At 44.4% G+C, this 19,671-nt stretch carries 16 protein-coding genes and 1 pseudogene; 11 read left to right on the forward strand and 6 right to left on the reverse strand.

The features are described 5' to 3' along the window. The first annotated feature begins 31 nt into the window (after window positions 1–31). The 7 genes from nhaC (at window position 32) to JMX97_RS10995 (ending at window position 8,978) form a co-directional block, all read left to right on the forward strand. Window positions 32–1,438, forward strand: a complete 1,407-nt coding sequence (nhaC, locus tag JMX97_RS10965; protein ID WP_201558099.1) for a Na+/H+ antiporter NhaC — start codon at window positions 32–34, stop codon at window positions 1,436–1,438. A 561-nt stretch (window positions 1,439–1,999) separates the two neighbouring features. Beyond that, complete coding sequence (locus tag JMX97_RS10970; RefSeq protein ID WP_201558101.1) at window positions 2,000–2,653, forward strand: 2Fe-2S iron-sulfur cluster-binding protein; 654 nt, start codon at window positions 2,000–2,002, stop codon at window positions 2,651–2,653. Next, window positions 2,650–3,642, forward strand: coding sequence for an FAD binding domain-containing protein (locus JMX97_RS10975; RefSeq protein ID WP_201558102.1), 993 nt, complete (start codon window positions 2,650–2,652; stop codon window positions 3,640–3,642). The genes JMX97_RS10970 and JMX97_RS10975 overlap by 4 nt, the downstream gene beginning before the upstream one ends. A 2-nt stretch (window positions 3,643–3,644) precedes the next feature. Further along, window positions 3,645–6,059: a xanthine dehydrogenase family protein molybdopterin-binding subunit gene (locus JMX97_RS10980; protein WP_201558103.1), complete on the forward strand. Its 2,415-nt coding sequence runs from the start codon at window positions 3,645–3,647 to the stop codon at window positions 6,057–6,059. 74 nt (window positions 6,060–6,133) lie between these two features. After that, a complete protein-coding gene (locus tag JMX97_RS10985) occupies window positions 6,134–7,480 on the forward strand; it encodes an XdhC family protein (RefSeq protein ID WP_201558104.1) in 1,347 nt (448 codons plus the stop codon). Continuing rightward, window positions 7,467–8,135, forward strand: a complete 669-nt coding sequence (locus tag JMX97_RS10990; RefSeq protein ID WP_227671567.1) for a nucleotidyltransferase family protein — start codon at window positions 7,467–7,469, stop codon at window positions 8,133–8,135. The genes JMX97_RS10985 and JMX97_RS10990 overlap by 14 nt, the downstream gene beginning before the upstream one ends. Before the next feature lie 165 nt (window positions 8,136–8,300). Continuing rightward, window positions 8,301–8,978, forward strand: coding sequence for a DUF421 domain-containing protein (locus tag JMX97_RS10995; RefSeq protein ID WP_201558106.1), 678 nt, complete (start codon window positions 8,301–8,303; stop codon window positions 8,976–8,978). 568 nt (window positions 8,979–9,546) lie between these two features. On the opposite strand, the gene JMX97_RS11000 is transcribed toward JMX97_RS10995, so the two are convergent. From JMX97_RS11000 to JMX97_RS11015, 4 genes are all read right to left on the reverse strand, one after another. After that, entirely contained in the window at window positions 9,547–10,692 is a 1,146-nt protein-coding gene (locus JMX97_RS11000; RefSeq protein WP_201558107.1) for a HupE/UreJ family protein, read from the reverse strand. Further along, window positions 10,689–11,870 carry a tetratricopeptide repeat protein gene (locus JMX97_RS11005; RefSeq protein WP_201558108.1) on the reverse strand — a complete coding sequence of 394 codons (1,182 nt, stop codon included), beginning with the start codon at window positions 11,868–11,870 and terminating at the stop codon, window positions 10,689–10,691. Before JMX97_RS11005 ends, JMX97_RS11000 begins: the two co-directional genes overlap by 4 nt. A 76-nt stretch (window positions 11,871–11,946) precedes the next feature. Next, complete coding sequence (locus JMX97_RS11010; RefSeq protein ID WP_201558110.1) at window positions 11,947–12,225, reverse strand: hypothetical protein; 279 nt, start codon at window positions 12,223–12,225, stop codon at window positions 11,947–11,949. Between the two features lie 28 nt (window positions 12,226–12,253). Further along, window positions 12,254–13,840, reverse strand: a complete 1,587-nt coding sequence (locus tag JMX97_RS11015; RefSeq protein ID WP_201558111.1) for a DUF4331 domain-containing protein — start codon at window positions 13,838–13,840, stop codon at window positions 12,254–12,256. Between the two features lie 581 nt (window positions 13,841–14,421). Between JMX97_RS11015 and JMX97_RS11020 the strand changes: the two genes are divergently transcribed. The 4 genes from JMX97_RS11020 (at window position 14,422) to JMX97_RS11035 (ending at window position 18,363) form a co-directional block, all read left to right on the forward strand. After that, window positions 14,422–15,417, forward strand: coding sequence for a TonB family protein (locus tag JMX97_RS11020; protein ID WP_227671566.1), 996 nt, complete (start codon window positions 14,422–14,424; stop codon window positions 15,415–15,417). Between the two features lie 185 nt (window positions 15,418–15,602). After that, window positions 15,603–16,214 (forward strand): MotA/TolQ/ExbB proton channel family protein, encoded by a 612-nt coding sequence (locus JMX97_RS11025; protein ID WP_201558113.1) that lies wholly within the window; start codon window positions 15,603–15,605, stop codon window positions 16,212–16,214. A gap of 56 nt (window positions 16,215–16,270) precedes the next feature. Beyond that, window positions 16,271–16,672, forward strand: a complete 402-nt coding sequence (locus tag JMX97_RS11030) for an ExbD/TolR family protein (RefSeq protein ID WP_201558114.1) — start codon at window positions 16,271–16,273, stop codon at window positions 16,670–16,672. Between the two features lie 209 nt (window positions 16,673–16,881). Further along, window positions 16,882–18,363, forward strand: coding sequence for an MFS transporter (locus JMX97_RS11035; RefSeq protein ID WP_201558115.1), 1,482 nt, complete (start codon window positions 16,882–16,884; stop codon window positions 18,361–18,363). A gap of 232 nt (window positions 18,364–18,595) precedes the next feature. Here the strand turns inward: JMX97_RS11035 and narL are convergent. Next, window positions 18,596–19,255: pseudogene (gene narL, locus JMX97_RS11040) on the reverse strand (two-component system response regulator NarL). A gap of 99 nt (window positions 19,256–19,354) precedes the next feature. Next, window positions 19,355–19,671, reverse strand: a 317-nt coding sequence (locus JMX97_RS11045; protein ID WP_201558119.1) for a transposase, incomplete at its 5' end; no start/stop codon positions are given.

Raw genomic sequence — 19,671 nt, forward strand, 5'->3', positions numbered from 1 at the left:
CCAAACCAAATTGGCAACATAAGGATGTGTTATGCCTCCACAAGTACTTACCGAGCTATCTCCTAAGGTAGCTTTTATCATTGCTAGCGTTGTCATCGCGATTATGGGTGTCACCATGATTGGCTTTGGCTGGGTTCCGCACCTATCATTAATGCTTGCTATTGCTGTTTTGCTGGCCCTAGGTATGTTTAAGGGCTTAAGCTTTGAGAAGATGCAGGAACAAATGTCCTCAGGCGTCGCCAGTGGTATTGGTGCTATCTATTTATTATTCTTTATTGGATTGCTAGTCGCCGCTCTCATGATGTCGGGCGCTATTCCCACCGTTATGTATTATGGTTTTGAGCTGATATCTCCGCAGTATTATTATATCTCTGCCTTTGTCTTGACCTCAATTATCGGGGTAGCGCTGGGCAGTAGTTTGACCACGGCAGCGACTATAGGCGTGGCCTTTATTGGGATGAGTAATGCCTTCGATGCCAACGTAGCTATCGCTGCAGGTGCCATAGTCTCAGGCGCGTTCTTTGCCGACAAAATGTCCCCACTATCAGATACTTGTACGCTTGCTTCTTCTGTCGTGGGCATTGATTTGTTTGAGCATATTCGTAATATGATGTATACCACTGTGCCAGCTTGGCTCATCACTGCGGGGCTGTTTTGGTTCTTTTCTGGGCAGGCGGGTACCGGCGATTTAGGTCAAGTTACCCTGTTGCAGTCGCAGCTGGTTGATAGCGGCTTAGTGCATGGTTATTCAGTACTACCGTTTATTGTGCTAGTTGTCTTGGCGGTTTGCCGAGTGAATGCTATCTATACCATCATTTACACGATTGCTACCGCTTTAATCATTACCTATTTGCACAGTACCCCCAGTATCGGACAGTTAGGCGGCTACATGTTTGGCGGCTATGCTCCTGCCGAAAACTTAGAGCTAGGCGAAGTGGGCGGCATGATCTCACGCGGTGGTATGCAGAGCATGTTCTTTACACAGACTATTGTTATCTTGGCATTAAGTTTAGGTGGTCTGCTAAGCGCATTGGGTATCTTGCCTGCGCTGCTGTTAGGTATCAGAGATATGCTGACCAGTTCAGGTCGCGCTATCTTTGCCGCCGCTATGGCAGCCTTAAGTATCAACGTCCTAATCGGTGAGCAGTATTTAAGTATCCTATTATCAGGTACCGCTTTCCGTCCTACCTTTGAGCGCTTAAATCTACATCCTAAGAACTTATCTCGTACCATTGAAGATGCTGGCACGGTGATTAATCCACTGGTGCCTTGGAGTGTGTGTGGTGTATTTATCAGCCAAGCATTAGGCGTGCCAGTGCTTGAGTATCTGCCTTATGCCTTCTTCTGTTATCTGTCGCTGCTGCTGACGATATTATTTGGCTTTACTGGGTTTACTATTACTAAGGTAGATCCAGTTAAACAAGAAGTTAATGGTTAATACTTTTTAACTCATTAAACTTCTTAGACTCTTTTTATTGGAACGTTAGTCTTATTGGGTAGCACATACTAAAAGCAGTTAAATACGAAAGGCAGTTAAATATGAAAGGCAGTCAAGTTACTCTAACTTTGGCTGCCTTTTTTTGCGTTTTTTTTGGACTGATTCCTATCAAACGTTTAATGCGTTACTCCAGCTATTTTTAATCTGCGCTCTACTAAAGGGTTGATAAACAGGATCGAGAAATTACATGAAGCCATAGAAAAACCCTTTTATTGACTCAAAAAGCTATTTAATCGAATAATTTTGCTAGGTATATTATTTCTATCAAATAACAAATTATTTAGATAGGAGTAGAAGAAATGTTGGGCACTCATAAATCATCTTTGCTACGGCAATCCATTGATTTGACGTCTTATTTCAAAAATTAGAAGTTAAGAGAGATCAAGACAAACATAACTAACCCCTTTCATAAGTCAGAAAATTTTTATTAACATTTAATATATAGACTAGCCGCAAGACCTCATCTAAAATTTTATTATCATTCGCCAGCGAGAAGCCAGCATGTCTAACTTGACGTTAACAATCAATCAGCAGGATTATGAATTTGATAATCTTGATACGCGGACGACACTTCTTGATGTCTGTCGTCAGCACCTGCACATCACCGGACCAAAAAAAGGCTGTGACCATGGCCAATGTGGGGCTTGTACTATGCTCATCAATGGACGACGAGTTAACTCTTGCTTGACACTAGCAGTCATGCACGATGGCGATGATATTACGACGATTGAAGGCATTGGTATGCCTGAATCGCTGTCGGAGCTGCAGCAAGCGTTTAAAGACAACGATGCCTTTCAGTGTGGTTATTGCACGCCCGGCCAGATTTGTTCAGCGACGGCATTGATAGAAGAGGTCAAGCAACAGTGGCCAAGTCATGTGACTACTGACTTACAGACTCCTAATGGGTTGCTAGTACAAGAAATTGCTGAGCGTATGAGTGGCAATATTTGTCGCTGTTCGGCCTATCCCAACATCATCAAAGCCATCTCACAAGTGCTGGAGAGCCAAATAACAGAGCAGGCTACGAAATCTACTGATCAATCATCAGCCATAAGTGGCATTTGGTCGCCACCCCCGAGTGAGACGCAGCTGGGTAGTCTGTCAGCAAAAAACAAAAATAACACTGCCAGTAGCACATCAGGAGGTCGCTCATGAAGCGCTTTGAATATAGCCGTGCCAATACACCAGAGCAAGCAGCGAATTATGCCAGCCCTACCGATGCCTCATTTATTGCTGGTGGCACCAATTTACTAGATCTGATGAAGCTAGAGATTGAAACCCCACTCAAACTGGTCGATGTTACCCGATTAGAATTACAACAAGTTGAAACGGCCGCTGATGGTGGTCTACGTATCGGTACGCTCGTGACCAACAGTGATTTGGCAGCGCACCCTGACGTTATTAAAAATTACCCTGTATTATCACGGGCGATCTTGGCAGGGGCAACTGGACAGCTGCGTAACAGAGCCACGACAGGCGGTAATCTATTACAGCGCACCCGTTGCTATTACTTTTATCAAACCGACAGTCCTTGTAACAAGCGCGAGCCGGGTTCTGGCTGTCCAGCCATTAATGGTGAGAACCGCACGCTTGCCATCTTAGGGACGAGTGAGGCTTGTATTGCTCAGCATCCCTCTGACATGGCAGTTGCTATGCGTTTGCTAGGTGCCACTGTCGAGACTATAAAGGCCGATGGTTCTACTCGCGAGATTGCGATTGAAGATTTTTATTGTTTGCCAAAAGACACTCCGCATATTGAGACTGTCCTAGAGACCGGCGAGCTGATTACTCATGTTGTTCTACCAGCACCTATCAAAGGCATGCACACTTATGACAAAGTGCGCGACCGCGCGTCTTATGCGTTTGCATTGGTATCTTGTGCCGCAATAATAGATGCTGATGATAATGGTAGCTTGACGACAGTGCGATTGGCGTTTGGTGGTATCGGTACTGAGCCGTGGCGTAATGAAGACGTTGAGGCGCTATTAACCGATACCGATGGTAACAACGACGTTATCACGCAAGCCGCAGATTTATTGTTGAAAGAGGCTAAAGGCAGTGGCCAAAACGACTTCAAAATACCGTTAACACGTCGCCTACTAAAACAAGTCATTCAGCGCGCATTAGCGGGCGAGGGAGCATAATCATGGCACTATTTAATTCAGGAGTTCAGTCAGAACCTACCAAAAAGATGACCATGGATGAGCCTGTTGAATCCTTATTCAGTACGACGGCAAGTAAGTTGGTTGGTAAGCCAATCAACCGTGTCGATGGCTCACTAAAGGTCAGCGGTCAAGCGCCTTATACTGCTGAAATCCACTTAGACAACCAAGCTTATGGGGTGTTGGTCAGTGCTACAATCGCTAAAGGTCAAGTCGAAAATATCGATAGCAGCTCTTTAGAAGGCATTCCCAACATCATTAAAGTGGTTACAGACCCTGAACATTTTCTACGTAATTCTCAGCAAGGCGGGGCAAAGAAAGCACCAAAGCAAGGCGCGACTGAGATTTTCTATCATGGTCAGCCGATAGCTGTGGTGATTGCAGAGACTTTTGAGGCCGCTACAGAAGGCGCAAAAGCGCTAAAAGTTACTTATAAAGATGAGACCGACCAAGGAGCTCTAAACTTTACTAAAGAGTTGTCCAACGCTCATGACGTTGATGAGAAAAAAGGTTCGGATAAAAACTCTGTCCAAGGTAATCCAGAGCAGGGGCTTGTCGATTCTGAAGTGACCCTTGATCGTTTTTATCACACCCCAAGTCAGAACAGTTCTGCGATGGAACCTCATGCTACCTTGGCGCATTGGGAAGAGGACAAGCTAATCTTGTACACGTCTAACCAGATGATAGCTTCTTGCAAGCAGCAAGTTATGGACGCGTTGGACTTGAATAAAGACCAAGTACAACTGATTGCCTATTATGTCGGCGGTGGCTTTGGCAGTAAGCTAGGTATTGCGCCTGAATCAATTGCTGCAGCAATCGCGGCAAAAGAGCTTGGTCGTCCGGTATTGATTACTATGACCCGTCCGCAAGTGATGGAAGCCACGGTAAGACGCTCAAACACTCGTCAGCGTATCGCTATCGGCTGCGATAAAGATGGCGTTATCAATACTATGATTCATGACACTATTGCTAGCAATTTGCCAGGAGAAGCCTTCTTTGAGCCAACTGCTTTATCTACCCATTATTTATATCGTGGGGAAAATCGCCGAGTACATTATCAAATGGTAGATATGAATCAAGTGTTATCAGGTTCGATGCGCGCCCCTGGTGAGGCCGTTGGAATGATTGCAGTTGAATGTGCTATGGATGAATTGGCCTCTCAGTTGGAGATCGACCCTGTTGAGCTTCGCCGCCGCAATGAACCCGAACAGGATCCCAGCCAAGACATCCCCTTTTCGACACGGCAACTGATTGCTTGTATGGATCAAGGTGCCAAGCAGTTTGGCTGGGCCCAGCGTAATGCCAAACCTGCCAGTCAGTTAGAAGGCGATTGGTGGATAGGTACAGGCATGGCCGCTGCGGCACGTGGTAACCAGCTACAACAATCTGAAGCACGCGCAACCTTACAAGTCGATAGTTCAAAGGACCTTGGCGTCAAAGCCGTTATTGAAACAGATATGACTGACATCGGCACAGGGTCTTATACCGTATTCTCTCAAGTTGCTGCTGATTTATTAGGACTGCCCATAGATCATATCGAGATGAAATTGGGTGACAGTGCACTGCCACCGGCATCAGGTTCAGGGGGCAGTTGGGGCGCTGCTAGTGCAGGCAGTGGTGTCTATCTGGCTTGCGCACAACTGCGTGAAATGCTGGCGGACAAAGTCGGTCTCTATCCCGACACCATTCAATTGGATAAAGGGCAAATTAAGCAGGCAGGTGAGCATGATCCTACAGTTATAGAGACGGCGATGGAGACCAGTCAAGGTTTCGCTAACAGCGCTATCGATAAAATGGCCGAAACCGCAGGTTTACCACGGTCTAAGCAGACCGACTACGACTTTAGCGATTTCAAATCTTACTCATTAGCGGATATCATCGCTCAATACGATGAGCAAAAACTCAGTGCCAAAGGTCAAATCAAACCAGGTAAAAACGGTAAGAACTACCGCCAAGCTTCTTTTGGCGCCAACTTCGCTGAAGTTGCGGTACATAGAGTAACTGGCGAGATTCGGGTTAAGCGCATGACTGGCGCGTTCGCTGCAGGGCGTATCCTTAATCACAAAACGGCCACTTCGCAGTGCTATGGCGGCATGGTGTTTGGGATTGGCTCAGCGTTGATGGAGCAAGTTATCCATGATAAACGCGACGGCCGCCTATGCAACCATGACCTTGCTGAGTACCATGTGCCAGTCAATGCGGATGTACCGCAATTGGAGGTCATCTTAGTAGAAGAAGACGATCCTTATACCAACCCGATGCACATTAAAGGTATTGGTGAGACCGCTATCGCAGGCGCAGCGGCTGCTATTGCTAATGCTGTCTACAATGCGGTCGGCGTACGAGTTTATGACTTTCCAATTACCCTTGATAAATTGCTTTATGAGATGCCAGAGTAATTTTTCGATACACATTATTTTTATCTTAAAAACCCGCTACTTAGGCGGGTTTTTATAACCTTATAAGGGGTGTTATGAATCAAATTGCTGATATTCTCAAGCTTGCAAGCGAGGCACACGAGCAAAACATCGATGCGGTGTTGGCAACTGTAGTACGTACCGAAGGATCGGCTTATCGCCGTACCGGTGCTATGATGCTTATTTGCGCGGATGGACGTTCGGTAGGGATGATTAGCGGCGGTTGCTTAGAGCCGCATATTATCAAACGTGCGTTTTGGTTGACTCGGAACGGCGCGAATGTACAAGTCTATCAAACGGGCGATGAGCAGACAGATACAGAGGGTGACATTGAAGATGACGAAAATGATGACCTAGACATCGAGTTAAATTTTGGTTTGGGATGTAACGGACGCGTGCATGTCTTGTTTGAACGACTAGCGACAGCCAACCCTTGGTTAGATGTAATCCGTCAGGTACGTCGCACACAACAGCCAGTAATGATGGCGACTTTAATTAGATCCGATGATTATGAAAATAAAGATATTCAACATCGAATTGGCATGCGAATTGATTTGGATGCTTATATCAATAGAGGACAAATGACTGCAGTTGATGCTAATAGTGGTTTGAATCAAACGGTACCTTATGCTTCAGATACGTTATTCGCTATGGCTAAAGTATTATCAGAACATAAACTCAATAAAAAAGATGCCGAATACGTTGTCATAAAAAGTAAGGTAGAGCAGGGCTCAGCACAGGGCATTAAAGACAGAACTGTACAAACAGAATGGCTTGTACAACGACTGCAACCTCAAGTAAGGCTACTCATTTGCGGGGCAGGTAATGATGTGATGCCGCTTGTGACGATGGCGAAGTTACAAGATTGGCATGTCACGGTCATAGATAGCCGCTCGCAGTATGCAACGCGTACGCGTTTCCCTCAGGCGGATACGGTAATGTGCTTATCTTTAGACGATAGCGAGACGTTAATTGAGCTTAGCCAAAATGCTGCTGTAGCCTTGATGTCACACAGTCTCAGCCAAGACCGTGCTCGCCTTGCTGTATTATTAGAGCACTCTTCTCAGTATAAATATAAATACTTTGGACAATTAGGGCCCCGTTATCGCACTGAGCGCCTAATTAAAGAAATTAGTGCCGCAACCGCCAATCCTGCTGTATTAGCTGCAGGCATTACAAAATTGCATTATCCTATCGGCTATAAATTGGGTGGTGACGGACCTGAAGCATTGGCACTAAGCATCATGGCACAAATAAGTGCGGTGATTCACGATCAAACGTCGCCAGCAGTGCTTCTAGACAGCAAACCTAATGTGCAAGTATCCATTCAACAAACACCAATACAACCAGTAACCGAACATGCTTGTGTGAATGACTATGTGAATGGTTATGCCCATGATTAAAAGCCATGCGGTTATTATCTTAGCGAGCGGACTGAGTCAGCGTCTTGGGCAATCCAAGCAACTGCTAAGCAAGCAAGGCGAAGCGCTGGTTGGCTATATGACCAAACTGGTATTGGCCACTCAACCTTATACCGTCATCGTTATTATTCCTGATAATGATCCAGCGATCGCCAACGCGCTAGCGAAATTGATTATTGAAGAACCTAAGATTCATACTGTGGTCAATTCGGTACCTGAAACCGGTATGGCGCACAGTCTATCTCTAGGCATTGAAACACTAACCCATCTTAATAGCGTATCGATTGATCGGGTGTTAATTATGGGAGTCGACCAAGTCTTATTGGACAGAGATCATCTAATAGAATTGCTGGCAGGCAAGACCCTTGTGGTTGCGAGCAGCTATCAGCGTTTAAATGAAAACGAAATGGTCTCTGCCGATGAATACAAAGACAATATTGTCGGTTTACCCCTAGTAATTAGTTATGAGCTACTCAAACAGTGGCAGTCAGCGCTGATAGGGGATAAAGGTCTGCGTCACTTAATTAGGGAGTTGCCGTCCAATCAAATTAGTACCGTCATCAATCATCAACTCAGTCATGATGTTGATACGCCTGATCAACTTGCCTATGCGAAAAAACAGGGCTGGCTTGACTAATATATACTGAAAAGACCATAGACCTAAAACTGGTAAAATAAATTTGCGAACCGCATTGAGGTTGTCACTTTTATTGAAAGTAGTAAAGTTGACTATCAAATACAATTACCAAAGATGACGATACTATAGGCCAATGCCTAGGAATTAGAATAAGGAAAACAACACATGGATTGGGCAAGTATCTTTATTCATGACACGACTTGGACACTTGCCGCTGAAATCGTCGTACGCGTGGTTGTGATGTTCAGCATGATTATTTTATTTCTACGTTTCACCGGCAAGCGCGGCGTTCGCCAACTGTCAATTTTTGAGCTGACGATTATTTTATCACTGGGTTCTATCGCTGGTGATCCGATGTTTACCGAGGATTTACCGCTAATTCAAGCCCTACTGGTAATGGCGCTTGTCATTTCGCTATATCAGCTGTGCACTTGGCTAACCGTGAAATATCAGCCTTTTGAAGATCTTATAGAAGGAAAACCGATTTATATTGTAGAAGGAGGCCTATTAGTACTCGAGAAGATTGAAAAAGGAGAAATGTCACACGATGAATTTTTTGCTGAAATGCGTCAGCAAGGCATTGAACATCTGGGTCAGGTTCGGGTCGGGTTGCTAGAGACGGATGGTGAATTTAGTATATTATTATTTCCGCATGATGAAATACGTTACGGTCTACCTTTGTTTCCCCATCAGTATCAGGCAGTCAAGCAGATAGATTCGGGAACTTGCTATGCTTGTATGCATTGTGGCTATGTCGATTATATACCCAATCCCAATCAGCATTGTGTACGCTGCGAATGTAAAGACTGGGCTAAAGCTATGAACAACGAGGTTATCGAATGATTAGTTTCAATGACTTCTGTTTTTTCTTCAAAACTACTCAATAGACCCAAACATTGCATGCTTTCGAGAGCGTTCTTTAGAGTTAGAATCAAAGTTTGTTATCGTCACTAGATAATAGTCACATTCTGATTGTATAGCTGTCTGATTTCCACAAGCTTGATACTACTAATTGACAATAAAGTAACTGAATACTTTACTAATACTTGCAACAATAAGTCATCTATTGTCATGAATAAGGATTTATTATGAAATGTATTTCTAAAAATAAACGGCACTCATTGGTATCTTCTATCCATTATAACTCTAGTTGTAGCTGTACAAAATGTGGCTGTACCAGTCCTTCAACTTGTGAAAAATGTGATATGTGTTCGAAATGCTGTGAGTGCAGCTAAGCGTAATCAGACTCACTATATAACTTTCTAAAATATCAACAATAATTAAAAGGCAGCATCCTATATATTATCTAGGATGCTGCCTTTTTTGTGGATTTGAGATAGATAAGTAGCGACATATTTTGCTAGATAACTTTTATTGTGAGCTTTAATTTATTGTTAGCTCTAAAACGCGATCACATTATCCGTTCAAAAAACCACCACAAGGCAATGGCAATACTGATCAGAGAACCTGCATAAAATATGACTGATTTATAAAAACGCGTATGACGTAGTAACAGCGCTATCGGGAATACTAATGCGATGAAAACCAGCTGTCCCAGCTCTATTCCTATGTTGAAGCTCAATAGCGCTAGCACGCGCTCGCTTGTCGCTAGTGGTAAGTCTACTAGCACGTTGGCAAAACCAAAACCGTGAATCAGCCCAAAAACAAAGGCCAGATAGACGGCTCGAACTCGCAGCATTGGTACTAAGTTATTCAGAGCCGCGAAAGCTATAGATAGGGCGATTAAAGATTCGATAAAGCGGGGAGGGATACTGACGATCCCAAGAGCCGCTAAGCTCAAGGTAATTGAGTGTGCTAGCGTGAAGGAGGTTGCGATCCAAAAAACTTCAATTAATGCGGCTCGCGGTTTGGCAACGGCAATCAGTTGTTTTTGCTTGCGTATGTAAACCGCAGGGATTAGAAGGACAAACAAAAATAATAGATGATCCCAGCCAATCAGCAAGTGATGTATTCCACTTTTCAAAAAGTTTATCGCAGTAGAGAGCAAGCCAGAGTCTGCATCTGTACCTAGCGGATTTTGCCCTACGGCCAATACTTGAACAGGTATGTCACCACCGGCTTGAGTCAGGATCAAGCGGTGGTTGGCATCGATACCTGCTAGTATCTGGTAGTTCAACCCAGAAATAGGTGTTGCGCACTCCAGTTTAAAATTGGTGTATAAATAATTAAACCCACCGCGCGTATTGATTGCCAATGGCGCAAAATCTGTCATTTGGCAAGATTGAGTACCAGTTTTTAATGTCACTTGGGCTGCGATTAGCTGTTTTATAAGCGTCGTCTGTGACTTAACCTCCGCCCAACTGACCTGACTGTCTCGGTTTGGGTCTATATCTACCAGCAAAGCCAGATCTCGAAGCGACAACTCGTACTCGGCGTTGTAGACAATATCGGCTGCGCCTTCAGAGTCGCTCGGTTCTAGATTTAAGTAGGCTGTGCTAGATTCATGTGCCTGTATCGCCGTGCAAGTCATCGCTAGCAAGAGTAGCGTCAAGTAACGACAGGTGTGACTCCAAGTGAGCCTGTTAAATGCGCTCATGATGGGGTCTCCGCGCTTAGAGTTTGCGTGCTTGAACCACTGATTTTACCTAAGCGTAAATCACGCTCAAGTGCTGGGTATTCAAACTGAGTGTCTTGCATAAACTGGCGTATCTGTTTGATGTCTTTTTGGCTACCCGCCTTGATTGCTGCTGTCGCATAGATTAAGATGTCCGCCGTTTCGCGCTGCTCTTGCCAGTTCTCACGAGCCAACTGGAGCGCTGAGTCGGTCTGGTTGGCAAGCACGGCATAAGTGGCCTGCTCACGCATATGAGCATTTTCCTGGCGTACCTGCCATACCTCAATGCGTTCTTTCATAAGCGCTAAGTTTTGCTGGGCTTTAGGGTCATTCAGCTTAATTTGGGCAGTGATAAGGCGCAGCAACAGCGCGTCTTTATCGGTGTGGTCTTCTAGCAGTTGACGCACTTCTTGATACTTTCCGTTTTTTAGTAGCCAATCAGCACGCGCCATAAGAGCGGGCACAGTTTGGTCGTCCATAACGCTAAAAACTTGTGCAGCAAGGGAAGCGTCTTGGCTGCGCAGTGCTGCGTCGGCCTGCATTAGGTAAATCCAGCGTGCAGTCGATGAGTCGAGCCCAGAAGCAATACTAGCTAGCCCGCTTAATTTTTGCTTTGCTTGGGTAAGTTCGCCGGACATGCTTTGGATTTGAGCCTCGCAGGCTAATTGATAGACGCGCAGTGAAGAATCAGTGAGTTTTTTACAGTAGTCCATGGCCTCATCAAATTGACCCTGAACCACTAACAAAGAAGATAGTGTCAATAGGGCGTCTGGATTAGCAGCATCTTTACTTAGAATCTGCTGCAACAGCTCTTTCGCTTTAGAGAATTGGTGATCTGATTGCAGTGCACGCGCTCGTAGCATGAGGGTTTCTACGCTTTGATCAGTGGTCTGATCGAGCTGCGCTCGTGCTTGACCTAGCGCACGTGGATCGCCCTGTAAGTAAGCGCGCTCTAAAAGCTGGCTGGTTTGCTCGGGGCTAACGGTACTCGTACTAGACGAAAAACTGTCTGAGTTGAGGTAGCGTGCAGGGGGTGAATCGGAGGGTAACGTCTCAAGAATTTGTTGGTCACTTTCTGGAACAAAAGGTGCGGCGTGAAGCAGTTGGCTGGTTATGAATAATAATGATAGCAATCTAATAGGCTGCTTAATCCAGTGCATAAAATCTCTCCATTTAAAACCTAAAGAAGCACCTGATCATTCGCATGATCAGGTGCTCTATTTAATTCACGTCAAACTATAGTGAAGAATTGGCGTCTGTTATGGCAACAGGCTCTGCCAAGTTGGCTTCTGGAAGTATAATCCCGTCAATGTCTTGCGGCTCATCGACATTTACGTTTTTACTGGTGTTGATCACGGCAGAAACTCTCTTAACTGCCAACTTCGCATTGGCCTGATCCACAGCTACGTCAGTATTAACTGGATCCCGTGTCTCAAAGTCGTTGTCATTATCATTGAAGCAACCAGATAGAGCCGCCGATCCAGTGACCAATACCGCTAAAAGTAGATAGCGCATGGTATTTCTCCTTTAGTTCTATTTACCATTATTGTGGTGCGGTTGCTTTTTTGGTACCGCCTGGGAAAGGACTAGTCAGATAAGGAAAGACTGAGTCAAAATCAGTAGCAATTTTAGGGGGGGCACCGTCAGTAAGTTTAGCTTTACCGGCAGGGGCATCAGAAGGAATGCCTGCTTCAGCATCACCGGGGACGCAAGTAACATCTGCGGGTAGACCGGCGTAACACAACGCACCCATAGCTACTCTTAATGAAACGTCAGTCACGTCGTCACCAGGTCGTCTACCGTTTGGAAATCCTGCAACATCGCCAGTTGCATTAGGCAGGCCATCATTATGAGCGGAAATGGTACCAATCACGCCTAAGTCATTTTGCATGTTAGCTGGTTTTGTAGGTGTAGAGGTATTTAGGCGCAGCATATCTGCAGGTACTTGATTTGGATTAGCTGGTTTGTTAATGGTTGGAACACCAGTCAAAAAGGCCGTTACTAAATCTTGACGTGGGAAATTGGTTGGCGCTGGCGCACTTGGGTACAGGGTCTCAATCAATTGAGGAAGCGTAGGGAAGAACACGTATTCCTTAAAGTTATCCACATCATTTTTTGGTTCTGAAGCGTTAAATTTGTCTTTGTCTTTAAGACCAATGACCACTTCGTTGACTAGTGGCATACCTAATCTAGAAACCTGAGTCCACGCGCCACCTTTTTTAGCGGTAGTACTAAGATTACTGGTAGCAGTTTTAGGTGAAGGATTCACTAAAGTAGCCTGACGTACACTAGCCGTGGTCCAAGCACCAATTACAGGATCCTTACCCATCATGCCATTACCTAAATTTACTTGAGCGGGGTTAAGCAAGCAATCCTTAGGAATTTCCAGTGCAATTGAGGTAATATTCTTATCGGCTAGGATGTTGTCACCGGCGTCACGGGCACCTAATGGGTTTAAGTTAATTAAATCGAACACTCTACCCAAATCGATCGCGAAACCTTCAGTGCGTTGGCCGACAAATACTCTACCCTTTTTGGTTCCAGCACAGCTGCCAAGTGGTAAGTCTGAGATGAAGCCATCTGCATAGCTTTTGTAGTCCGGAAAGGTTTTAGTACCAATATTGTCAAATGGCTTTTTATAAGTACCACCTAGCTGTTGGCGATTGTTACTGCGGCGATCATCTTTGACCATCGTCACTGTATAGCTTTCGTTGGTTTGCAGATTGGCTGCGACTGCGCCAGGTCCAGCATTAATTAAAGGAATAGCAACCTTTGACGGACCGCCTGAGGGTATTTCGATGCTATTTAGGTTTTGAGTAAAGTCAAATTGGAAAGTGATGTCTTCAACAGCGTCACCGTCGTTATCGATATGGATCTCGTACAATGCATCGTCATCTAATGCAAAATAGTTGGGCCCACCGTAAGCGTCTTGTAGCGGTAGGTAGTTAGCAATAATCGTGACGTAATCCTCTCGACCATCCTCATAACTGTTAAACATATAAAGGTCAGTTGCATCGACCTTAGGTGTTTTGGTAATTGAGGGGGCTTCACGGTGACTAGACGCCATAGCGCCTGCACTCATGCTTAAAGCCAGTGCCGCTGTTAGAGCGTGTACAGTGTATTTCTTCATACGAAATCCTTGTAAAGAAACTTTAGGGGTAGTGGTTTCTAAAAAATTTAGATTTATGTTATATACAATCCCTAATAACTTAAACTAAACTGTTCTCTTAGTAAGTTAAAGTAAACTACACGTACAGGCAAGTTTTTTATTCAGAAGTTACTGATTTATTAAAATATGGGCCATTTTTTCACAAAAAATTACCCTGTAGTAACAATTTGGACGTCAGAATTTATCGAACATAAAAACTAGTTTTAAAGATGATTTCAGACGATCATCCTAATAAAGTATTTAATACCCAAACCGCTAGTGGTTCTCGTAGATGGATCTACGGACGCTAAGCCAATGGCTTATACGCCCTTATCAAATTAATCTTGTTATAGATGCTGATTTAACGCAATATACGATGCAACTTGTGCCATTTATAATTTTGATTAAACCCTGTTCATGCTTGTTTCTAACCGGCTGCCTTATAAATTATTATGATACCAATTTCATTCAACCGTCCGAGCTGTTCCATTTGGCCTATCAATGCTGGGACAACTATTTTTGTCATTGTATTGCATAGCCTCGCTATATGGGCCTTGATGTCTATGGAAAGCCCAGAACGTCCCGAGATAGAGGTGATTGAGCCTGCAGCCATTCAGTTAGAATTAGTGACGTTAACAACTTCACCTGCTAAAAACCCTCATGCTGAAAACCCCCGTATAGCACCTCAATCTGTGCGCCAGCCAAAACCGCAAGTAAAGAAAATATCAGCTAAGCCAGTAGAGGCTAATTCAGTAGAAACAGTCAAGCCAGAGCCGGACCTTGTCGAACCACTAAAACCTATTGAACCGCTAAAACCCGAACCAAAAAAGGAACAACCAGAGCCCATAAAAGTGCAACCTGAGCCAAAAGAAAAAACCAAGACCACTGTATCGGCACAAGACAACATAACAAAAGAATCAGAAAAGTTAGCCAAAGAAATGGCTGAAGAAGAACAGGATCTTGTCGCGTTAGTTCAAGCTATGACAGGACAGTTCGATCCCGAACCAGCAGATATATCGGGGCAAGAGCTCGTCATAAAAGAATCAAAAAAGACAGTCAAGGCTACGTCTGAAGAAGAAATAGACTTAGCTGCGATGATCCGAGCGGTAACGGCACAATATAATCGCGACCAAGCTCGTCAGCGGCGAGAAGCCACAAAACAAGAGAATAGGAAACGTGCTGAACAAGATACATTACAAGCACAGGCTGATAAGGGTAATAAGAAACAAAAACAAGCTGATACGAGTGATAAACCTATCAATTTTGCGACAGAGCAGGCCAGTTGGCTTCCCGAACACGAGCCTAATACAAGTCTACCGTTACCAGTATGGCGTGAGACTACTGCCCGCTCGGGTGAGGTCTTTACTGTATTGTTAGAGCTACATGTCGATAAAGATGGCTATATCACTGAAGTACAACTGCTCCAGTCATCAGGCAATCAGATCATCGATGCCGTAGCAACGGTCCAAGTAAGAGCAGGCCAACTCAAGCCGTTGCAACAAAATGGGCTGCCCGTTAATGGCATTGTACCAATGTCATTAAGTTATGAGCGGCCTTAATCTAAGCAACTAGGTACCAGTAAAAAAAGAATAAACAAACATCAGTAACGAGACAAGAGAGGCCGCCTATCATCCTAAATTATCGAGCGATTAATTTAGCAAGCTGTTCACTGAGCTGTTAAGCGATTGATCACTTAAGGAAAAAAGCAGCCTATAGCGCTACTCAACTGCTTTAAGGAGTCTATATGGATTTTACAGATTATTGGCAATACACAGATATTATTACTAAGCTTTTGTTTTTTGCGCTAATTGCGTTATCGATCGCTTCTTGGGTTACGGGAATATTGCGACTACATTATAGCCGCCAGTTGGCCAAAACGGTCGTTGCTGACTTAGCGCAGCAAGTAGGCAGTCAGGTACCGCATACTTTGCAAGCCAGTCCAGAAGAGCGCAGGCTTCTAACCGAACAGACGTTGTTACAGCAGATCGGTCGCTACCGTTATCAGAGCGAGCAAGGGTTACCACTGCTCGGAACGACCGCTGCTATTGCGCCTTTTATTGGGCTATTTGGGACAGTGTGGGGAATATTTCATGCACTGCGTAGCATAGGCGCAAGCGGGCAGGCGGGACTTGCACAAGTGGCGGGTCCGGTAGGCGAAGCGCTTATTATGACTGGTCTCGGTCTGGCGGTAGCAATTCCCGCGGTAATCTTTTATAACATTATTACGCGTATGAATCGCCGAGTCCTGCACATGGCTAACGATATCGCACATGGTCTATTGGGTGAGTCGATGCGACCAGCCGTGACAGCAGACGTTAAAGCAGCCGATGCTAGAGTAGCCGATGTAAAAGCATAGACAATGGCAATCTACTCGCTACTCTAATTAATAAAGAAAAAAAGAAGGAGGCAGATATGGCGTTTCATCTAGGCGATGAAGAGACCCAAGGCATAAGTGGGATGAATCTAATTCCGCTCATCGATATTATGCTGGTGCTGATGATTATCTTTTTGGTCACGGCCACAGTGATGAATCCAACCGTACCTTTGGAGCTACCCGAGACCAGTGCTACGATTAGTGACTTGCCTGATGAGGTGTTGCAAGTCAGTATTGATAAGGATAGTGGCTTATTCTGGGATGAAGAGGCGCTGACGTTAGAGCAATTGCAAGTACGGTTTGAGCAAGCGTCAAAAGAGGGGCGTAATCCGAATATTCACCTGCGGGCGGATAAAGACACCCGTTACGATATGGTCGCGCAAGTGCTGGCTGCCGCGAGTAATGCGGGTCTGACTAAGATTGCTTTTGTAAATAAATAGGCTTTGCATAAGATACGGTCATGTTTAGCCGCTGTTTAATATCATTGTTTCACTTCCGTTAATACTATTAATTAGTGCCTATTAATTAGTGCCTATTAAGTGGTACTGAAAGCAAAATTTATACTGCTTTCGCTCAATAGTTAGCTCCCTTATTTATTGGTATATTGCCCCTATTACAACTGTGAAAATTTACGGTAGGGGTATTTACTATGCAAGCAAAAGAGCTACTTGAGCTGGAACGCCGAGAAATAAAAGCGCTTCACTATACGTGGATCGCTTTTTTTCTTACCTTCTATGTTTGGTTCAATATGGCGCCGCTAGCCACTTCTATGCTACAGACAGAAAGCTATTTGACGCCTGATCATATTAAGTTGTTCTTAATTGCAAACGTGGCTTTAACGATTCCTGGACGCGTAGTCGTCGGAATGGCATTAGATCGTTTCGGACCTAGACGAGTATTCTCGATATTAATGGTGGTCATGGCGATACCAACCTGGTTTTTTGCCTTTGGTACTTCTGCCATGCAACTGTTCGTTGCGCGATTATTTATGTCTATCGTCGGTGCCGGGTTTGTCGTTGGTATCCACATGACTGCCCTTTGGTTTAAGCCGAAAGATATTGGCTTTGCTGAAGGTTTTTATGCAGGGTGGGGCAACTTTGGCTCAGCAGCAGCGGCTATTACTATTCCGACGGTTGCGCTACAATTTTTCGGTGGCGATGATGGTTGGCGCTGGGCCATTGCATTGTCTGGCTTAATTATGGCCGTTTACGGTGTGGCCTATTGGTTTCTTATTACTGATGGACCAACGGCTGATACCCATAAAAAAGCACGTTCGGCTGGCGCTTTAGAGGTGTCTACTTGGAAAGATCTTTTATTATACTGTTTGTTTATTATTCCTTTATACGGAGTACTGTCATTACTAGTCTATCGTACTCAAGGAATGGGGTTTTTAGGCGCTACTGGCGCTTGGGTATGCTATGGCGTTATCGGGTTAATGGTGCTGTATCAAATTTATAAAGCCATTAGGGTTAACGTTCCTATTATTAAGGCGGGGATTCCTGAAGATGATAAGTACCCGTTTACCTCCGTTGCTGCTCTAAACGTGACTTACTTTGCTAACTTTGGCGCAGAGCTTGCGGTGGTATCTATGCTGCCGATGTTTTTTGCCGCGACATGGACCCTTGATCCTACGGTAGCCGGCCTGGTTGCCTCAACTTTTGCTTTTGTTAACTTATGGGCGCGCCCGCTAGGAGGATATATCTCCGATCGAGTAGGTAATCGCCGTCTGGTTATGTTGGTATATATGTTCGGCATTGGTATCGGATTTGCGCTAATGGGATTATTGAATGCAGAGTGGCCGTTGTTTATCGCGGTGGTCTTTACTATTTTATGCTCAGTGTTTGTACAAGGCGCAGAAGGGGCAACCTTTGGTGTGATCCCTTCCATTAAGCGACGTCTCACTGGTCAGATATCAGGCTTGGCAGGCGCTTATGGTAACGTAGGTGCAGTATTCTACTTGTTTGTATTTACCTTAGTTGAGCCCAACCAGTTCTTTTTCATTATCGCTATAGGCGCCTTTATTGCTTGGGTACTTTGTTTCTTCTGGTTAAAAGAACCTGAAGACGCCTTTGGTGATGAGTATAAAATGTCCTCTGTAGATATTCAGATTGCCAAAGAATATAACGGTTAGTATAGTCGGTACACTTTAAAACAGAGACAGTGTGGCTGGTAGAAATTTTTGCAGCCTCTGTCTGGCGAAGCGCACAGCACGCTAGAAAATTTTTACCAGCTGCAAGCATTTATTTACGTATCGCTTTTATTTAGCATTGACGATATTGTCTTTCTTATAACTGTTCTTCCTATAAAAAAAGCCACCTAACGATAAATTAGGTGGCTTTTCATTTATCAGTTTTGATAACAAGTTATTTCGACAAATGATTGACTGTCCAAACGGCAGCGTCCACCCGTGTACGCAGACCGGTCTTGTTAAGGATATGCTTCACATGTACTTTTACCGTGGACTCTGCAATATCAAGCTTATTGGCAATCATTTTATTACTGAGCCCTTCCGCTATCATTTGTATCACTTGTAACTCCCTACCCGTCAGGTTGCCTGCAATATCTTGAATACTGGGGGTACGTAAGGTTTGAGCCAATATTGACGCTAGGTTTGGACTGATAACCAGCTCGCCACGCAATATTTTTCTAATATCAATAATGATTAAATCAGGTTCCATATCTTTTAATAGATAGCCATCTACGCCTAACTTTAAGGCATCTTGTACATCTTCACCGCTATCAGAAACCGTAAATAGTACGGTTTTGGTCTTAATGTTTCTCGCTTTAATTTCTTTTAAAGTTTCCATGCCGGTTAGTACAGGCATCTTATGATCTAGTATGACCAAATCAACCTCATTATCCTCTAGAAAATCTAGCGCCTCTTATCCATTACTCGCTTCACCAACGACTTTGACATCGCTCTCAAGATTCAGTAATTCTGCTACGCCTCGACGTAACATAGGATGATCATCTACTAATAACAACCGAGCAGGGGACGCGGAGGTATAAACTTTGGTACTCATAACATACTCACATATTAAAAATGCTACAAAATAAGCGTTCTAAATCTTAAAAAACGATAAGCTAACAGGTTACACGGGTTATTTTTACTAAATTAGGACTTACGCAACTATCAGTTCAGGCGAGCGCAGCTGCTCGCAGAGGTAGTTATCAAGTAAGCCATGTTTTAACTGATATACCGTTTTCTTTGTTTGCTTAGCAATACGGGTCAAGCATATCCAAACCAATATAGAACAACAAATATGGTTGCGCTGTATCCGAGCTTTGCGGCACTGATTAGACTCTATACCCGTTAACTGTTTAATCTCTCTATGAAACTGCTCAATCTTCCAGCGTATGGCGCACACCTGTTGTACGTCATTACGATTAGCTTGAGTGGTATCGTTGGTGACGACCCAATCCGTGCGGTGAGTACTCA

Source organism: Psychrobacter sp. 72-O-c, assembly GCF_904846605.1.
GTDB lineage: Bacteria > Pseudomonadota > Gammaproteobacteria > Pseudomonadales > Moraxellaceae > Psychrobacter.